13 protein-coding genes, 2 other RNA genes and 2 pseudogenes are annotated in these 17,547 nt (G+C 45.2%); 8 read left to right on the top strand and 9 right to left on the bottom strand.

Going from position 1 to position 17,547, the window contains the following annotated elements; genetic code table 11:
* Positions 1 to 174: 174 nt before the first annotated feature.
* Both NQ565_RS15160 and NQ565_RS15155 read left to right on the top strand, forming a co-directional pair.
* Positions 175 to 1,834, top strand: a pseudogene (locus NQ565_RS15160) (IS1182 family transposase).
* A gap of 214 nt (positions 1,835 to 2,048) precedes the next feature.
* Positions 2,049 to 2,273, top strand: a complete 225-nt coding sequence (locus tag NQ565_RS15155) for a DUF7688 family protein (protein ID WP_040315779.1) — start codon at positions 2,049 to 2,051, stop codon at positions 2,271 to 2,273.
* A gap of 322 nt (positions 2,274 to 2,595) precedes the next feature.
* On the opposite strand, the pseudogene NQ565_RS15150 reads toward NQ565_RS15155, so the two are convergent.
* From NQ565_RS15150 to NQ565_RS15125, 6 genes and pseudogenes are all read right to left on the bottom strand, one after another.
* Positions 2,596 to 2,811, bottom strand: a pseudogene (locus NQ565_RS15150) (GNAT family N-acetyltransferase); the annotation flags it as partial.
* A gap of 23 nt (positions 2,812 to 2,834) precedes the next feature.
* Positions 2,835 to 3,764 carry an acyltransferase family protein gene (locus tag NQ565_RS15145; RefSeq protein ID WP_005654474.1) on the bottom strand — a complete coding sequence of 310 codons (930 nt, stop codon included), beginning with the start codon at positions 3,762 to 3,764 and terminating at the stop codon, positions 2,835 to 2,837.
* On the bottom strand, positions 3,761 to 4,537 hold the full coding sequence (locus NQ565_RS15140; protein WP_005654481.1) for a class I SAM-dependent methyltransferase: 777 nt from the start codon (positions 4,535 to 4,537) through the stop codon (positions 3,761 to 3,763). The genes NQ565_RS15145 and NQ565_RS15140 overlap by 4 nt, the downstream gene beginning before the upstream one ends.
* Positions 4,538 to 4,786: 249 nt before the next feature.
* On the bottom strand, positions 4,787 to 6,493 hold the full coding sequence (locus NQ565_RS15135) for an acyl-CoA dehydrogenase family protein (protein WP_005654482.1): 1,707 nt from the start codon (positions 6,491 to 6,493) through the stop codon (positions 4,787 to 4,789).
* 37 nt (positions 6,494 to 6,530) lie between these two features.
* Positions 6,531 to 7,550 carry an electron transfer flavoprotein subunit alpha/FixB family protein gene (locus NQ565_RS15130; protein ID WP_005654484.1) on the bottom strand — a complete coding sequence of 340 codons (1,020 nt, stop codon included), beginning with the start codon at positions 7,548 to 7,550 and terminating at the stop codon, positions 6,531 to 6,533.
* Positions 7,551 to 7,554: 4 nt separating this feature from the next.
* Complete coding sequence (locus tag NQ565_RS15125) at positions 7,555 to 8,448, bottom strand: electron transfer flavoprotein subunit beta/FixA family protein (protein WP_005654485.1); 894 nt, start codon at positions 8,446 to 8,448, stop codon at positions 7,555 to 7,557.
* Between the two features lie 321 nt (positions 8,449 to 8,769).
* Between NQ565_RS15125 and NQ565_RS15120 the strand changes: the two genes are divergently transcribed.
* The gene (locus NQ565_RS15120; protein ID WP_005654487.1) at positions 8,770 to 10,530 is read left to right on the top strand and encodes a 1-deoxy-D-xylulose-5-phosphate synthase; all 1,761 of its coding nucleotides are present in this window, start codon (positions 8,770 to 8,772) and stop codon (positions 10,528 to 10,530) included.
* A 521-nt stretch (positions 10,531 to 11,051) separates the two neighbouring features.
* Here NQ565_RS15120 and NQ565_RS15115 read toward each other — a convergent pair.
* On the bottom strand, positions 11,052 to 12,236 hold the full coding sequence (locus tag NQ565_RS15115) for a C1 family peptidase (RefSeq protein WP_034536169.1): 1,185 nt from the start codon (positions 12,234 to 12,236) through the stop codon (positions 11,052 to 11,054).
* Between the two features lie 95 nt (positions 12,237 to 12,331).
* On the opposite strand from NQ565_RS15115, the gene NQ565_RS15110 reads away from it, so the two are divergent.
* The 5 genes from NQ565_RS15110 to NQ565_RS15090 all read left to right on the top strand — a co-directional run bounded on the left by NQ565_RS15110 (position 12,332) and on the right by NQ565_RS15090 (position 15,897).
* Positions 12,332 to 13,195, top strand: coding sequence for a patatin-like phospholipase family protein (locus NQ565_RS15110; protein WP_005654490.1), 864 nt, complete (start codon positions 12,332 to 12,334; stop codon positions 13,193 to 13,195).
* Between the two features lie 168 nt (positions 13,196 to 13,363).
* Positions 13,364 to 13,760, top strand: a transfer-messenger RNA (tmRNA) gene (gene ssrA, locus NQ565_RS15105).
* Between the two features lie 210 nt (positions 13,761 to 13,970).
* Positions 13,971 to 14,368: a transfer-messenger RNA gene (gene ssrA, locus NQ565_RS15100) on the top strand.
* Between the two features lie 271 nt (positions 14,369 to 14,639).
* Positions 14,640 to 15,428 (top strand): hypothetical protein, encoded by a 789-nt coding sequence (locus tag NQ565_RS15095; RefSeq protein WP_005654492.1) that lies wholly within the window; start codon positions 14,640 to 14,642, stop codon positions 15,426 to 15,428.
* A gap of 10 nt (positions 15,429 to 15,438) precedes the next feature.
* On the top strand, positions 15,439 to 15,897 hold the full coding sequence (locus NQ565_RS15090; protein ID WP_005654497.1) for a hypothetical protein: 459 nt from the start codon (positions 15,439 to 15,441) through the stop codon (positions 15,895 to 15,897).
* A 172-nt stretch (positions 15,898 to 16,069) separates the two neighbouring features.
* Here the strand turns inward: NQ565_RS15090 and NQ565_RS15085 are convergent, their stop codons facing one another.
* Together NQ565_RS15085 and NQ565_RS15080 are read right to left on the bottom strand one after the other, a co-directional pair.
* Entirely contained in the window at positions 16,070 to 16,702 is a 633-nt protein-coding gene (locus NQ565_RS15085) for a hypothetical protein (RefSeq protein WP_005654499.1), read from the bottom strand.
* 18 nt (positions 16,703 to 16,720) lie between these two features.
* On the bottom strand, positions 16,721 to 17,527 hold the full coding sequence (locus NQ565_RS15080) for a hypothetical protein (RefSeq protein ID WP_005654501.1): 807 nt from the start codon (positions 17,525 to 17,527) through the stop codon (positions 16,721 to 16,723).
* Positions 17,528 to 17,547 lie beyond the last annotated feature (20 nt).

Below are 17,547 nucleotides of genomic sequence, written 5' to 3'. Positions count from 1 at the left end.
ATCTAAGAAACAAGTTGTTTACATCTTTCAGAACTGGTATCTACTGAATGGTAATCTGCTGAAGGTGTGTCAAAATGCACCCCTTCTGTTTTTTACGCAAAAGCCCCGACTTTCACAAGCTGGGGCTTTGTTATTACCTAAAGATTTTGTATCTTTAAGCATAAGTTCTTTACTATGACAAAGATACATTTTCGTCCTTACAATCCCAACCAAACCGTTCTTTTTCCTCAAAGAATTGATGAGGATATTGCAGAAAACGATCCGGTGCGCATGGTTGACGCCCTGGTTGAGGGCTTGAATCTTGAAAGTTTCAGAAAGCTGTATAAGGAATGCGGTCGCAGCCCTTACCACCCCAAGATGATGCTCAAGGTCATTCTGTATGCCTATATGAACAACATCTACTCCTGCCGGAAAATTGAAAAGCTTCTTCACCGTGACATCCATTATATCTGGCTGGCCGGATATGAGAAACCGGATTTCATTACCATCAACCGTTTCCGCAACCGGGTGAAGAAGGAAATCAACGAGGTGTTTACGCAAACCGTACTTCTTCTCTCTTCCAAAGGCTTCATCAGCCTGAATGTGGAATACATTGACGGGACAAAGATCGAATCCAAAGCCAACAGGTACACTTTCGTCTGGCGAAAAACGGTTGAGCGGAACCGTGAACGCCTGATGAAGAAGATACATGTCCTGTTAGGGCAGATAGACGATGTCATTGCCCGGGAGAAGTCATCAGAGAACAATGAGGAGGTTGAGTTCACTCCGGCCATGCTGACTGAAATGGCAGGAGAATTGCGTCATGCACTGGAACAGGTTTCCGAGCCATCCGCGAAAGAGGAAAAGACTGAACTGAAAAAGAAACACAAACAGTTGAAGGAACTGGAAGAACACAGGGACAAACTGCAGGAATACGACTGACTGCCATCTGGAAACGCTGCAAGAGAGGAATTCCTATTCCAAGACGGACAAGGACGCTACTTTTATGAGAATGAAGGAGGATGCCATGCGCAACGGACAGACGAAGCCCGGTTACAACCTTCAAATCGGCACCGAAAATCAGTTCATCACCGATTTTGCACTCTTCCCGAACCCTACGGATACACTGACCCTGATTCCTTTCCTGCAATCTTTTTCAAACAGGTATGACCGGATGGCCCATACGGTGGTTGCTGATTCCGGCTATGGCTCCGAAGAGAATTACCGCTTCATGTCCGAAAACGGCATGGAAGCCTACGTAAAGTACAACTATTTCCACATGGAGCAGCGGCCGAGATTCAAACCGGACCCGTTCAAGGCCGAAAACTTCTACTACAATGAAGAACATGACTTCTGCATCTGCCCTATGGGGCAAAGGATGCGGAGGATAGGCACCAGGAATGTGAAAACCGCATCCGGATATGTCAGCGAAAATGCACGGTACAGAGCTGTCAGGTGTGAAGGCTGTCCCCTGCGATGCCGCTGTTTTAAAGCAAAAGGAAACAGGACGATAGAACTGAATCATAGGCTTAGACAATACAAGCGGAGAGCCAAAGAACTGCTCTGCTCAGAGAAAGGACTGAAACACAGAGGGCAGAGATGCATAGAACCGGAGGCCGTGTTCGGACAAATTAAAAACAATATGAACTACAAACGTTTCCGACATTTTGGAAAGGACAAGGTCTTCATGGACTTTGCCTTCCTAGCCATTGCCTTCAATATAAAAAAGATGTGTGCAAAACTGACAAAAGAAGGTATGAACTGGCTGATTAGACTGTTTTATGAGCTTACAACTGCTGTTTTTAGATGCTGGGAACACATAAATCAAAGAAATCTTCAAAAGATCGCAGCTTAAAGAAAATGAACAGATTTGTATAGTGATGAATAAGAAAGAAGGTGCATCGTGCATTACGACACACCTTCTTCTATCCGGGTTTGGCTCATTATGCCGATGCTTTATCCTCTCCCTGCCTTAAAAAAACCGAAAAACAGACCTGTACTGCAAGGCGAAAGCAGGGAAAGAAAAAACGGTTTTCAATATTTAACGACCTTTTAAAAACAAAATGGGTATGACAGATGAAATCAGACAGGACGGCAAAGTGGTGCTGTCGAGCGAGGACGGGTTTTCTATCCCGATGTTTTTCAACAATCTCTGCGGAAAGAACTTTTCAGGCGAAAAGTACCGGGACTATATCAAGTATATAGCCCTCGGAGAAATGGGGTTCAAGCCCGGGCGTATCGAGTTCTATCGGGACGGCGTGCTACAGAGGACGGGAGAAATCCCGAATAGATAGAACCATTTCCACCCTTTGCTCCCCGACAGTGTAAAATGTTGTCGGGGAAATACTTCGGAACAGTTTGCAGAAAAGCGCAAAATAACGACAAAAAGTTTCTGTACATCAAAGAAATTATTCTCTAACAATGATTGGGCAATCGTCTATTTTACTTTATTTGTTCAGATAGCTTTTATAGATGCAAATATAAAGAAAAGAAAGCGGATGAAGAAGAAAATTGAATCATTCTCTTTCTATTCTGTCCGCTTCTGTTCCATTTATATCGACCTATCAGTAAATAAAAGAATGATGTGTCTATTTGAAAGCAACGTGCTTATATCGGCTACAAATCTTCGATAAAATGATTTTCGGACGTATCCCAGTATTTCCTGTATACGGAATCAGTATTACCATCTAAGTTTAACTGGTACATCCTGAATATCACAGGAAAGTTCTTGGGTTGCCATTGTTCTTCATATGAATAGCAGTAAGTCATGCCGAGCTTCCGCATCACATTTCCGCTTCTTGGGTTATTCCGGTCGTGTGTCGCCGTAATATAGGTTCTATTGAAATGCCGATTTTCTATATGAGTATCTTTTTTCCGAAGAAGAAAGGAGAAAGGCGTGCTTTATCCAAACAGAATGCGATGAAAATGCTACCGTACAGAGTGATGACTGTGGCGGTACAGAGAAAGCATATCCCTGTCGGGTCGAACGAAAAGAAAGGCAGAAAGAGTTTGGACAGTGCGGTAAAGACGGGGGAGAAAAGAAGAATAGGCAATGTGTTCTTTCCGATGAACAGTGAAGCTTGCTTCACAGTATGGGGAAGATGTTTGTAGATGTACAGCGAAAGGCTGATGACCAATCCGGTAATTAATATGCCTCCTAAAGTGCCTCTGTTCAGATTCTCCGGCTGGCTGCACAGAAAAACCAGAGGGATAATGGCAAGAAAAGAAGCGGGGAAACAAGATAGGAACGGACGTTTTCCCAGATGGATAGCAGTGCCTGCCATGAAATAGAAAGCATTGGCAAATGTCAGCAAATGAAAGATGTAAGAGAAAAGTAAAAGGAGACTGCTTGTTACCAGTAGGCGGATAAATGGAGTCGAACTGAGATAAGTATGCACGAAATAATAGGTGGTGCCACATAATATGAATGTGTGCAGATACCAGTAAGGCCCAATAGGATCAAGCAATACTTTGCCGAGCAGAACTGAGGCACTGATTTCTTTTATCCCGTCCCAAACGGGAAATAGCATAGACATGCAGGCATAACTGATTTCCATAATGGTGTATGGAATGAATATCCATGCCATCGCTTTCAGAAAAATTTCCGGCTTTTTATGCACGTTAATCAGATAACCCGAAATCAACAGGAAGGCGGGCATATGGAAAGTATATACGATACTTTTGGCATACGGATACTTACTTCCTATATGGCTCAGGTGAAAGATGATCATGAGTATGATAAACAGGCATTTCAGATAGTCCAGTTCATGGATACGGTTCCTCATGATTGTATCAGATAAAAGCATGAGGTACAGAAAAAATTGCGCAGATGCGGTATCGAACCGATGAGACGTAGCAATTTACGCGGTTTAAGGTGAAATTTTTGTTCGTAATGCGGATTGATAAACCAGAATTGTTTGTGAAAAATCTGATAGTGGGAAGTGCAGAGAAGTTTTTCGAATAGTTCGATACTTGTCCGGCATTTCCGTATGTCGAGAAGTTCATCGATGCGTGCCTGGCTTTCGCCAAAGTGGTGTAATAAACTGCTGTAGATGCCTGCGGGCAATAAATGAATGAAAGGCAGGCGTGAAACATATTTGTTCCGGCAAATCTGCTGATGCCCTCCAAAAGGCATTTGCCAGGGAGGGAAGCTGATAAAGAGTAGTCCACCGGGAGTGAGGAAGCGTTTGATATGTTCTAAAAGGCGGTATTTTTCGGAGATATGCTCTATAACATCGTGAATCAGTATGATGTCGAATGCTTCTTCCAATTGTATGATTTGAAAAATATCCGAGGCTATGAAAGTGGCGGGCAGTCTTTCTTCCTGGAAGAACTGGCGGGCTTGCCGGATGCGGTTTTCGGATAAATCAATGCCTGTAACCCGGCAGCCGATGCGGGCAAAGGGTACCAGATTGCCACCTTCGCCACAACCGATTTCAAGAATCCGGCTTTGGGGAGTGACAGAAGTGAATCGGTGAATGTAGGGAAGGAAATGAAGTTCACTGGTCGTTGCCAGTTCCTGAAAGTAAGTCTTTCTGTTTTCGTGTCTTTGCTGCATACGTTTGGTTGTGTTTTAGATTCATTTTCAAAGAAAATCCTTGAAAGAAATAAAGATATAAATAATAATTGTATATTGAGTGAAAAGTAACTTTTTTTTTAGTTAATATTTGCGATTTCTATATCCAGCTTCATCTGATTAATGGTTGACGAATCTTGTTTTGGATACAGAGTTAGAGTGTATAAAAAGCAAACGGACACCGGAACTGATAAAGTTCCGGTGTCCGCTGCATTTTCTATCTATACGTCTTTACTTGCGATAGCTTTCCAACTCTTCCGCCTTGAACTTACGGATGAAGTTGAAATGCTTCTCTATTTCAGATTCGGCATAGTTTACGTACACCAGCGCCGACTTGGCAAACATTTCGGGAGCTGTTGTCGCATCCTGAATCAGCAAGTGAGACATTACGCACACGGCAGCCATTTCGTAAAGACGGCGAGCCACGAAGTCCAGCAATTCCTGATTGCCGCTTTCCTTAACGGCGTTGGTGCAGGCTTCGAACTTATTCGTCATTTCTTTTACGCGGTCCAACAGCGGTTGCATTTCTTCGCTGCACGGAATCAGCTCATAGTCGCGCAGGGTGGCGGCATAAGAACCGTTGGTGACGTAGCGGATGGCGGCTACCGTCTGCAACTGTGTGGTACCTTCGTAGATGCTGGTGATACGTGCATCGCGATAAATGCGCTGACAGGCATATTCCAGCATGAAGCCGGAACCGCCGTGAATCTGGATACTGTCGTAAGCATTCTGGTTGGCGTATTCGGAGTTCATACCTTTTGCCAGCGGTGTGAAGGAATCGGCCAGTTTGGCATATTTCTTCTGTTCCTGACGTTCTTCCGGAGTCAGTTTGCGTTCGCGGGCGATGTCGTCCAGTGCCTTGTAGATGTCTACGTAGCGTGAAGTCTGGTACAGCAGGGCACGGCCGGCATCCAGTTTGGCTTTCATGATAGCCAGCATATCGTACACGGCGGGGAACTCGATGATGGCTTTGCCGAACTGTTTGCGGTCTTTGGCATAAGCCAGCCCTTCGTTATAGGCAGCCTGCGACAGACCTACGGACTGAGCGGCGATACCCAGACGGGCGCCGTTCATCAACGCCATTACGTATTTAATCAAACCGAGCTTGCGGTCGCCGCAAAGTTCGCATTTCGCATTCTTGTATACCAGTTCGCAAGTGGGCGAACCGTGGATACCCAGTTTGTTTTCGATGCGGCGCACGTTTACACCGCCGTCACGCTTGTCGTAGATGAACATGGACAGACCGCGGCCGTCCTTTGTTCCCTCTTCCGAGCGTGCCAGCACGAGGTGCAGGTCGGCATCGCCGTTCGTGATGAAACGCTTCACGCCGTTCAGGCGCCAGCAGTTGTTGGTTTCATCGTAAGTGGCTTTCAGCATCACGCTCTGCAGGTCGGAACCGGCATCGGGTTCGGTCAGGTCCATGGACATGGTTTCACCGGCGCAGATGCGGGGTATGAAACGGCTGTGCTGGTCTTCGTTACCGAACTCGTAAAGAGTCTCGATACAGTCTTGCAAAGACCAGATGTTGCCAAAGCCAGCATCGGCGGCAGCTACGATTTCCGCGCACATGGTGTACGGGGTAATCGGGAAGTTCAGTCCGCCGAAACGGCGCGGCATGGTCATACCGTTCAGTCCGGCCTTTACCATGGCGTCGAGGTTCTGTTTGGTGCCGCTGGCATATTCCACACGGCCGTTGGCGCAATGAGGGCCTTCTTCGTCCACACCTTCGGCATTGGGCGCGATAATCTCACCCGTAATCTCACCGGTGATTTCGAGCACCTTGTCGTAGGAGTCGATTGCATCCGCATAATCCTGCGGTGCATAATCGAACTTGTCTTTATCTTCGTAGCCGCGTTCTTTCAGTTCGCAGATACGCTGCATCATCGGATTGTTCAAGTGATACTTGAGTTCCGGAATATCTGTATAAAAATTAGCCATATTGTTTTTCCCTTTAGGAGTTAGCGGAGTTAACTCCTTATTTACTATTCTGTTTGTAATACTTAATCATCTTCGGAATAACCTCTTCTACCGTACCGTTGATAACGTAGTCGGCAATGGCATTGATAGGAGCGTTCTCGTCATTGTTCACGGAGATGATGATGCCGCTCTCCTGCATTCCGGCGATGTGCTGGATTTGTCCTGAGATGCCGCAGGCGATATAGAGTTTCGGACGGACGGTTACACCCGTCTGACCTATCTGACGGTCGTGGTCGGCATAGCCCGCATCGACGGCGGCGCGGCTGGCGCCTACTTCGGCGTGAAGCTCCTTGGCAAGGTCAAACAGCATGTCGAAGTTCTCGCGGCTGCCCATGCCGTAACCGCCGGCAATGACGATGGGGGCACCTTTCAAGTTGTGTTTCGCCTTTTCTACGTGGCGGTCGATAACCTTCACTACATAGTCCGTTTCGGGAACGTACTTGGCAACGTCGTGGCGGATTACTTCACCCTTGTAGTCGGCATCCAGAATCTCTTTCTTCATCACGCCCTCGCGCACGGTCGCCATTTGCGGACGGTGTTCGGGGTTCACAATCGTTGCCACGATGTTGCCGCCGAATGCGGGACGGATTTGGTACAACAGATTTTCGTAGGTCTTGCCCTCTTTCTTATCCTCATGGTTGCCGATTTCGAGTGAGGTACAGTCGGCAGTCAGTCCGCTGGTCAGTGCGGAAGATACGCGCGGGCCGAGGTCGCGGCCGATAACGGTTGCACCCATCAGGCAGATTTGCGGCTGTTCTTCCTTGAACAGGTTGATGAGGACGGAAGAGTGGGGAAGGGAAGTGTATGGGAACAGGCCCGGAGCATCGAATATGTGCAGTTTGTCGACGCCGAAAGGCAATACCTGCTTTTCAATGCCTGCCAGATTGCTACCGGCAGCAACTGCTTCCAGTTGGCAGCCCAACTGATTAGCCAATTTACGACCTTTGGTCAGGAGTTCGAGACTGACATCGGCTACCGTAGTGCCTTCTATCTCTAAATATACAAATACGTTATTCATAATCTTATCCTATGGTGTGGTTAGCTAACAGTTCAACAATCAAATCTTCTACATCCCGGTCGCTGCCCGTGAGCGTTTTGCTTTCTTTGGCCTGGAATGAAATATTCTGAATGGTTTTCACCTTGGTGGGCGAGCCGCTCAGACCGCATTGTGCGAGGTCGCCGTTGACGTCGGCCACACTCCATTCCGTGATGTTCAGATAAGGGTATTTCTCGTAAAGGGCTGCATACGGCAGTTCGGCGCCTTCTTTTTCAATGGCGGCTTTCTCCTGCGCACCGAGGGCGCGTTTGTATTTCTGCACCAGTTTGGCATTGCGCGGACGGCAGGGAGCGGCGCTTCCGTTAACGGTGATAACGATGGGCAGCGGACCTTCCACAGTCTCCACACCGCCGTCGATATGGCGTTTTACGGTAATCTTTCCGGCTGCTTTGTCCACATTCAGAATCTCTTCCGCATAAGTAACCTGCGTCAATCCCAACTTCTCAGCCACTTGCGGGCCTACCTGTGCCGTATCGCCGTCGATGGCCTGGCGGCCGCCGATGATGATGTCATAATCGCCTATCTTCCTGATGGCGGTGGCAAGGGCGTAGGAAGTGGCCAGCGTATCGGCTCCGGCAAAAGCGCGGTCGGTCAGCAGATAGCCGTTGTCGGCGCCGCGGTAAAGTCCTTCACGGATAACTTCGGCTGCGCGTCCCGGTCCCATGGTCAGGATGGTTACGGTGGAGCCCGGATGTGCATCTTTCAGCCGGAGAGCTTGCTCAAGGGCATTCAGGTCTTCGGGGTTGAAGATGGCGGGGAGTGCCGCGCGGTTAATGGTTCCGTCGGCTTTCATGGCATCTTTCCCAACGTTGCGTGTGTCGGGAACTTGTTTTGCCAGTACAACGATTTTCAAACTCATGTTATTAATTATTAGTATTAGTATTCCATACGTCAGTACCGGGAATAGGAGTAGTAGAGTCCTGCTACTGAAATTGTCCGGTTAACTATCAGCTTGCAAATTTACGCAAAGAGTTGGGTTTGACAAGAAAACAAGGTAAAAAATGCACATCCGGGGAGATTTTGAGCAAAAACGCAAACCGTAAAAAGGGTAACGCAAACCGTAATCCGTCTACCTTCCGAATGTTCTCTCCGGTGTATTTTTGCAGCGTCGGACATATCGGTAAATCATTTTTATGCTATCCGTCGTTTTTAAATAAACCATCTATTTATAAATAAAGCTATGTATATAGAAAAGATTAACGGGCCTGCCGACGTGAAGCGGCTTTCGGCAGGCGAACTGGAAACATTGAGTGAAGAAGTGCGCGGCGTATTGCTGAAGAAGCTGAGTGAGCACGGCGGTCATGTAGGCCCGAATCTGGGTATGGTAGAGGCTACCGTTGCCTTGCACTATGTGTTCAATTCGCCGGCAGACAAGATTGTCTACGACGTTTCCCACCAAAGTTATGCACACAAAATACTCACAGGGCGCAAGGCGGCATTTATGGACGCTGCCGCATACGATGAAGTGTCGGGCTACACCGAACCCTCGGAAAGCGAACATGACTTCTTCGTTATCGGACATACGTCGACTTCCGTCAGCCTTGCCACCGGACTTGCCAAAGCGCGCGACCTGAAAGGCGGTACGGGCAATGTGATAGCCGTAATTGGCGATGGCTCTTTAAGCGGTGGCGAGGCTTTTGAAGGGTTGAACAATGCAGCCGAACTGGGAACGAACTTCATCGTGATTGTGAACGACAACCAAATGTCCATTGCCGAAAATCACGGCGGTTTGTATCGCAACCTGCAACTGCTGCGCGAAACCGACGGTCAGGCGCCTTGCAACTTCTTTACCGCCATGGGACTGGATTATCTGTACGTGAAAGACGGCAATAACGTGCAGGCATTGATAGATGCTTTCCGAAAGGTGAAAGATATCGCCCACCCGGTTGCGGTACACATCAATACCCTCAAAGGTAAAGGCTACCGCCTTGCCGAGCAGCAGCAGGAACGTTTCCATTACAGTGCTCCGTTCTGCCTGGAGACGGGCAGCCCGGCGGTTGACTCCGGCAATGAGGAAGATTACGGCGACCTTACGGCAAGGTATCTGCTGCAAGAGATGAAGAAAGACCGTACCGTTGTCGGCATCACAGCGGGCACACCCACCGTATTCGGCTTTACGCCAGAGCGTCGCGAAGAGGCGGGGCGTCAGTTTGTCGATGTGGGCATTGCCGAGGAGCACGCCGTTGCCATGGCGTCTGCCATTGCCGCCGGTGGCGGGAAACCGGTATTCGGGGTGTACAGCACTTTCATCCAGCGCGCCTACGACCAGTTGTCGCAGGACCTCTGCATCAACAACAATCCCGCATTGATTCTCGTCTTTTGGGGTGGCGCTTCGACAATGAACGATGTCACTCACCTTTGCCTGTTCGATATTCCGGTCATCGGCAACATTCCGAACATGGTTTATCTGGCTCCTACTTGCCGTGAGGAGTATTTTGCCATGTTGGAGTGGGGGATTCATCAGACGGAGCATCCCGTAGCCATTCGTGTTCCCGCCAACGGAGTCCTTTCGCGCGGCATCGAACCGGAGAAGGATTACGGCAAGCTGCTGAACCGTTATGAAGTGGCGTACCGTGGCGGGCAGGTTGCCGTTCTTGGGCTTGGCTCTTTCTTTCAATTGGGCGAAGAAGTGGTTGGAAAGCTGAAAGAAGAAACCGGAGTGGATGCAACACTCGTCAATCCCCGTTTCATTACCGGAGTGGATGAGGCTTTGCTCGAAGATTTGAAACGCGACCACACGTTGGTGGTAACTCTCGAAGACGGTGTGCTCGACGGTGGTTTTGGCGAGAAGATTGCCCGCTATTACGGCACATCGGGCATGAAAGTGCTGAACTATGGCATCCGTAAAGAGTTTGCAGACCGTTATGATGCAGGCGAGTTGCTGCGGGACAACCGGCTGACAGTGCCGCAGATCGTGGAAGATATAAAAAAAGTAAGGTGAGAAACGTGGGAAACACCTGTTGTTTTTCTTGTTTCATACCGTCTTTTTCCCGCTTGTATATGGTGTAAAATACCGTTCGGAACGGTGTAAAACTTCGTTTCTCAATTGCGGGCTGTCCGGTTTCCGGTTGCGGGCCGTGCGGTTGCCAACTGCGGGCTCTTCGGTTGCCAATTGCAAAACGAAGAAAAGAAACAGGTATAACGACATTATGTATGAAGCTTTGCGGCATTATATATAAGGCATTGTTGTATTTTGTATCGGAGATAACCGGAGTGAAATGTGGCAAAAAACAAAGAAAACAAGGCATAATCAATTTTCTGTCCGTAAATGACAAGTATTTGTAATACAGATAGTTGGTGCGGAAGGCTGCAAAAAAAGAGTGACGACCGATATTCGGTCGTCACTCTTATAATTTTGTCGTCACTCTCTGTATACCCGATGAATAGGGGTATGCAGGGATTTGGTGATGAGTGATGACAACTAATGCGTTTTTCTTTTTCTGTTCCGGTTTCGGAAAGATGTTATTTAATACCCAGTTTCTTGGCGATGTCTTTGGGCAGTGCATCCTTATGAACAAGGATATTCATGGTTTTGTAAGCAACGAAAGCTTTGGAAGCATACCAGATGCCTTTATACTTGCCGCTCAGTCCCCAGGAATTCTTTACCATGAAATATTCTTTTCCGTTCTGGTCTTTGGCAATGCCGTAGATAACCATGCCGTGGTCGTCGGTTGTTTCCCAGTTGTCGAAAGCAGTTTGACGCATTTCCTGGGTAACGTTGACTTCCGGCAGCGGTTTGCCGGTCAGCTCTTTGCGCTTGTCGGCAGCGGTAAGGCCTGTCCAACGAGCCATGTCCGAACCGGTGAGTTCTGCGCCGCGGGCTGCATCCGGCATAACGGCAATACCGTCGCGGGTGAAACCTTGTTCGCTCACGTCACTGCCCCATGCAAAGGTGTAACCGTTCTTAATGGCATTGTCCATAACAGCCATCAGCTCGTCGATAGGCAGGTTCCAGGAAAGACCGTTGCGCCAGTTGTCCTGAATTTCAATGGCAAACTGGGTGTAGAACGGGTGGTGTGTATACGAAGTCAGCGATACATAATCGTCCGGATTGATGCCGAGTGATTCGCCGAAAGTCTTCGGTGTGTATTCTTTTCCTTTGTAAGTGAACTTTTCAGGGCATTTGCCGAGGTAAGTGTCGTAAATGGCGCTCAGACCGTTTTTCCATACGGGAGTCAGCTTGGTGAGTCTGCCTTTGGCGATGGCATCTACGTATGCGCCTGCCACGGCATCCAGTTCGTTGTGTACAGGCAGCGAATCACCGTACATAATGCCCGGCATGGCTTCCTGCGGCACGAGTCCGTAGTTCTTCAGGCAGAACATGATGTCATAAAAACTTCCGCCCGGTGAGAAAGAACTGTCGCCGTGATAGCGTACGTAGTTCTGTCCGCGGTCTACCATGGTGTGGTGTACGACGAACATCTCGGAAAGGTCGTATTCTCCTTTGCCCATGCGCAACAGCTCGCTTTCCAGGAAACCGAGGCTGGAGAAGCTCCAGCACGTACTGGAACGGTTCTGGTTCTTGATGGACGTAATCGGGTTTTCTTTTACGGTAGTAAAGACGAATCCCTCTTCTTTGGGGGCGTCTTGTGCCATTGTATTCAGACTGAACAGTCCTAAGGCGGCAATTAATACAGACTTTTTCATCATGATTAAATTGTTATTAATTTATAGTTATGTGTGCAAATATAAACAGAATATCGTAAACAAAAGCTATCTTTGGTGCGTTAATTCTGACACTTATGGAGAAAATAATACATATAGACAATCGGAGCGGCCTGATTCTGGAGGGTGGAGGCATGCGAGGCGTATTCACCTGCGGCGTGTTGGACAATTTCATGGACCGGGGCATCCGCTTTCCTTATACGATTGGTGTCAGCGCGGGTGCATGCAACGGATTGTCGTACATGTCGGGGCAGCGGGGACGTGCCAGGTACAGCAATATCGACCTGCTGGAGAAGTATAATTATATCGGACTGAAATATCTGCTGAAGAAACGTAACATCATGGATTTCGACCTGTTGTTCCGTGAGTTTCCCGAGCATATCCTGCCGTATGATTATGATGCTTATTTCAGTTGCCCGGAGCGTTTTGTCATGGTAACCACCAACTGTTTGACCGGAGAGGCCGACTATTTTGAGGAAAAGAAGAACAAGGAGCGTGTCATCGATATTGTGCGCGCTTCGAGCAGTCTGCCTTTTGTTTGCCCCGTTACGTATGTGGATAATATTCCGATGCTGGACGGCGGCATTGCGGACAGCATTCCCCTGATGCGTGCCCGCCGCGACGGTTACGACCGCAATGTAGTGGTGCTTACGCGTAACCGGGGGTATCGGAAAGATATTCAAGGGACTAAAGTCCCATCTTTTATTTATAAGAAATATCCTCGCCTGCGCGAGGCTATCAACCGGCGCAGCAGTGTTTACAACGAACAGTTGGAACTGGTGGAACGGCTGGAAGATGCGGGAGAGATTACCGTGATACGTCCGCAAAAACCGATAGTGGTGGACCGCATCGAAAGGGACATAAGCAAGCTTACCGACCTGTACGAGGAAGGGTATGCATGTGCGGCTGCTTTCAGTTTCTCCTCTGATAATATAAAATAAGATGTAAAATTGCCGGGATTAAGAACCGTAATAAGGAAATTTATTCGTATCTTTGCAGAAGAGAAAGCGAAAAGGAAAGAAAAAAGATATATTGTTTATCTCTTTTTTATCCCTCAAAAATCAGAAATGATACGTTTTCTTTTGATTTTCTGTTTGTTATGAAGTCATGGGGTTGACTGGATTTGACAGCGGGCAGAAATGGTAAGTAAGCATGCAGTGCGTCGTTGATTTGCACTTAAATCTCAGTCTTCAAAATTTTATCTGGCGAAAGACAATTTGCTCTTGCTGCTTAATCGAAGTATAGTAGATTAGCTTAATCCCGACACAAGGTGTTGGGACGGGACATCACTCGGAAGCTGTTGCTCCGAAGCATTCCGGTCAAGTGGTGCAGTCAAATCGGGGATAGTTCGTGTCAGCCTCGTGGCTCGGATGAAACTTTAGAGGATAAGGCAACGGTTGATGGCTTTGGTTCTGCCGTTGCACGAAAAATCAGGCAAAGATAAGCATGTAGAAAGCTTATGATTTCCTCGTTTGGACGAGGGTTCGATTCCCTCCAGCTCCACAAATAAGATTGATAATCAGATTGTTACAGGATTTACACCCCGAAATACACCCTAAAATAAAAAGTGATAGTCTGATTATCATTCTTTATATCAAGCACTACCTACAAGTCTTAAATAATTTAACTATTATGATGCCTTGTGGTATTCTATTATATTTTTTGCTGTTTTGTTTGTTCTTATCAAATAAATACGTAACTTTGAAATATCATTTTGGGCTTGACTGGAATTGACAGCGAGTTGGAATGGTATGTAAGCATGCAGTGGGTCGGTAATTTCCACTTAAATCTCAGTTATCAAAATTTTATCTGGCAACGAAAATTATGCTCTCGCTGCTTAATCGAAGTATAGTAGATTAGCTTTATTTCTGCCAAAGTGGTGGAAACGAGATGTCGCTCAAAAGCTCTTGCTCCGAAGCGTTTGATAAAGCGGCACAGCAAAATCGGGGATAGTTTGAGTTCTTCTCCATAGCTCTTACGAAATATTAGGAGATAAGGCATAGGTTGGTGGCTTTGGTCTTGCTTATGCTCGAAAACCGAAGGCAAAGATAAGCATGTAGAAAGCATATGGTTTCCTCGTTTGGACGGGAGTTCGATTCTCCCCAGGTCCACTTTTGATGAGCGGTAAGTATATCATGAAAACTAATGGTGTTTTCTGTATTGCTTGTTGTTTTGTACCTTGAGTTTTTGTGAATACCCCGATTTTGTTACTCCATTCCATCCCCTTTGAAATTTTAAAGTATTAAATAATCTAATCCTTTCTGTAAGCGATTTAAGTTGTTTTTCTAAAATTGTTATTTAAAAATATATTAACATGGATGATTAGTTGCTTATAAATAGTGACAGTCTTCCTGTTTTGTAATAACCTTAAAAATCAGATCTCTTATGGAAAAGAAAATTTTGTATTTACTTACATGCGTTGGGCTATGTTGGTCTTCTTGTACTAATGAGGTTGATGAATTTATAGGTAATGTTGAACCAAGCACCCGTTCAGTTTCAACTGCCTTAAACGCTAATTTGGCATCGTTATTTACAGGAGGAGCTCCGACATTAACTTCTGCTGAAATTAAAGAAGTTAATGATGCTTATGCAAAAATGACCAGTATAAATTGCTATAGAAATATAGATGAAGCAGTACGCAATAAGACTTCTTATGCTGGAACTATCTTTTTGGATGACACATATGCGTCGGCATATTTTAGAAAAGGAAGTTTAGCTTTTCCTCCTTATGGTATCTTAGCCAGCAGCATGGAACATGAGTTTATTCACATGTATCAAAGAGATGTTCAGGGTAAAAAAGTAGATACTGATAAGGAAAAAAGAGATACAGGTATGATGGAATTTGAATTAGCCTTTTATCAAGGTATTATTAGATATATTCATGCTGGGTATTCTTGGACTTTTAAAGGTGAAGATGGTGACCCTTCATATCAATCGTTATGGACTTCGGGCTTGACTGACCCTTCTTTAATACCTCAATATGAAAGAGAATTTCAAACGTATGTTGCTTCTATATGTGCAAATGGGAAGCCTACATCTATAGATATTAATGAATTCGTAAAGTGGAGCAATATTTTTGGAGAATATAGTAGAGGATATAGTGGAAAAGGATATAAGTTTGGCAATTACGACTATGGTACATCATGCATTAATTCATTACTCAAACTTTATTAAATTTACTGTTATGAAAAAGATATTGTTTTTTTTATTTGCTTTTCTTGCATTTCAATATACTGTTGCGCAGTCAATATTTGAAAGAAAAAGTATCGGTAACAATGTGTATGTATCTACAAATACAAGTGAGAAAAAAGCTGAGTCTATCCGAAATTTCTCATTTGCAGAAGAAAGTTTATATGCACCTCCGGTAATTTTGCAAGGATCAGTTTTTTTAGATGAAATTTGTAATAAATATAAGTCTCAAGGTGTAAAAGGTTGGATGAATATTTTTTTGTATTCGGATTTAAATGGCTGTATAACTGATATTACATTAGCTTTTCCTGAAGGCTTAACAGTTACGGATGACGATGTTTCTCTTATACTTTCAACTGCCCAAAAGAAATGCAAATTACAGTTCCCGATAGAAGGTATTTATAAATATAAAGATTGGGCTATTTATGATTATGTCTTCTATTTGACGAATTAGTTATTTTTGATAAACCAATAGAACAACCTTCTTGAATTGTAGTTACCTAATTAAATAGAAGAGTCGTATCAAGCTCGTTTATGAGTAATGATACGACTCTTTTGTTTTTACCATTGTGGAATTATACTACCCAATTTCACTAAAAGAGTGAATTTCGCTATATTAGGGTTGTTTAATTTGTAAATTCCAGATAAGGTACAGCATGGATAGTAAGTTTGTTCTTGTAGCAATAATCTTTTAGTGCTTGAACCGTATATTCAATTTCGGAATCATCACCACGAAGCGGAACGAATGTAAGCGTCTCATCTCCTTTACATTCCAGCATGATGCGGTTGTCCTCTCCGTCAATTGTGATTTTCATTGGTATCAAGACTCCATTGTTTTTCACCATCCCAACAATATTGTAAAGATCCCTTGTTCTTTCCTTCAAACATAAGTCATTGTAAAAATAGAAAGTCTTCCCGGTTTGCAGGGTGATTCCTCTCGTTGTCTTAACTACATAGCCAACGGTCAATCCGCCATTTTCTTTAACGAATAAAGTGCGATAATGGTCTATGTGGTCTGTACCAAAGGATGGGTTGTCAGGATCTAGTCTGCCGTGCGCATTGAATATCACTTTTTCTTCCGACATGTTATACAAATCAGAGTTAATAAAAAGTTTATTGTCACTCACTATAACTTCTGTCTTTGAAGTTTCTTCTGTTTGTTCGGTTTCGATTGATGCTTTTTGTTTCCCACCGCATGCGGTAACTGACAAAACGGCAAATGATGCTATAGCGATAATAGTAAATGTCTTAATATTCATTGTTTCTTGGTTTTAATATTAGAAATACCTAAATGTAACTAACTTTCCTGTGATAAATGGAAACAATCTCAAGTCTTCAAAGCCTATTATGCCCGATATAAAATCTTCTCCGTCTTCATGCATTAGAAATGTCTTATTATATATCGAACAACTACTCACATAGACGTCTTTCAGCATTGATGCCTTGATATAGAAATTAAAGGGACATTGTCCCGGTTGTATTTCATAGTCCTTTGGTTTCGCAGTAACATACGCTTCTTTGATGACATTGTTTTCTATCCCTTCTCTGTTTTCTGCCTGAAACGCAATCCCTTCATCATTTAGAGACTCGCACAGAGGGGTTATCTCTGCCATGATACGCTTTCTGTGCGCTAAGCGCATTTCATTCAGCTCTTTCATTAGGAATCCGTCTTTTTTCAATCCTTCGATAAGGGCTTTGCATTGTTCTTCATTATCGCCATAGCCTGATTCTATGAGTAGTTTTTTCATTGCGTTTTCATCATTGCCCTTGTTATACATCACCCCGAATGCCAGTTTTTGAAGCGTATTGTTTATCATGTCGTACTGTTTGACTTTTTCTTCGAATACGGCATCTTCTTCATAATAATATTTCGACCATTCTTGAAGCTCTGTAAAGGGTGTAAGCCCTTGGAACTTTCTGTTAGACTTGCAAGCGGCTTCATATTCTTCTTCTGTTTGCCACGGCAGCCCATACCTTTCGCGTACGGCATCTTCAGGCGATTGTAACACTTTACTTCCATTACTACAACTGCTTACTAAAACTATTACAAATAAGCCGATAATCGAATAGCAAAACTTTTTCATATTTACTCTTTTTTATTGGG

Source organism: Bacteroides stercoris ATCC 43183, from assembly GCF_025147325.1.
GTDB lineage: Bacteria > Bacteroidota > Bacteroidia > Bacteroidales > Bacteroidaceae > Bacteroides > Bacteroides stercoris.
Note: the sequence above shows the minus strand (reverse complement) of the source record. Positions and strands in the feature narration are given on the sequence as shown.

Coding starts and splice junctions, on each gene's coding strand:
- NQ565_RS15135 (WP_005654482.1), bottom strand. CDS start 6,493: ATGGCTAATTTTTATACAGATATTCCGGAACTCAAGTATCACTTGAAC.
- NQ565_RS15080 (WP_005654501.1), bottom strand. CDS start 17,527: ATGAAAAAGTTTTGCTATTCGATTATCGGCTTATTTGTAATAGTTTTA.
- NQ565_RS15125 (WP_005654485.1), bottom strand. CDS start 8,448: ATGAGTTTGAAAATCGTTGTACTGGCAAAACAAGTTCCCGACACACGC.
- NQ565_RS15120 (WP_005654487.1), top strand. CDS start 8,770: ATGTATATAGAAAAGATTAACGGGCCTGCCGACGTGAAGCGGCTTTCG.
- NQ565_RS15115 (WP_034536169.1), bottom strand. CDS start 12,236: ATGAAAAAGTCTGTATTAATTGCCGCCTTAGGACTGTTCAGTCTGAAT.
- NQ565_RS15095 (WP_005654492.1), top strand. CDS start 14,640: ATGGAAAAGAAAATTTTGTATTTACTTACATGCGTTGGGCTATGTTGG.
- NQ565_RS15085 (WP_005654499.1), bottom strand. CDS start 16,702: ATGAATATTAAGACATTTACTATTATCGCTATAGCATCATTTGCCGTT.
- NQ565_RS15130 (WP_005654484.1), bottom strand. CDS start 7,550: ATGAATAACGTATTTGTATATTTAGAGATAGAAGGCACTACGGTAGCC.
- NQ565_RS15155 (WP_040315779.1), top strand. CDS start 2,049: ATGACAGATGAAATCAGACAGGACGGCAAAGTGGTGCTGTCGAGCGAG.
- NQ565_RS15145 (WP_005654474.1), bottom strand. CDS start 3,764: ATGAGGAACCGTATCCATGAACTGGACTATCTGAAATGCCTGTTTATC.
- NQ565_RS15140 (WP_005654481.1), bottom strand. CDS start 4,537: ATGCAGCAAAGACACGAAAACAGAAAGACTTACTTTCAGGAACTGGCA.
- NQ565_RS15110 (WP_005654490.1), top strand. CDS start 12,332: ATGGAGAAAATAATACATATAGACAATCGGAGCGGCCTGATTCTGGAG.
- NQ565_RS15090 (WP_005654497.1), top strand. CDS start 15,439: ATGAAAAAGATATTGTTTTTTTTATTTGCTTTTCTTGCATTTCAATAT.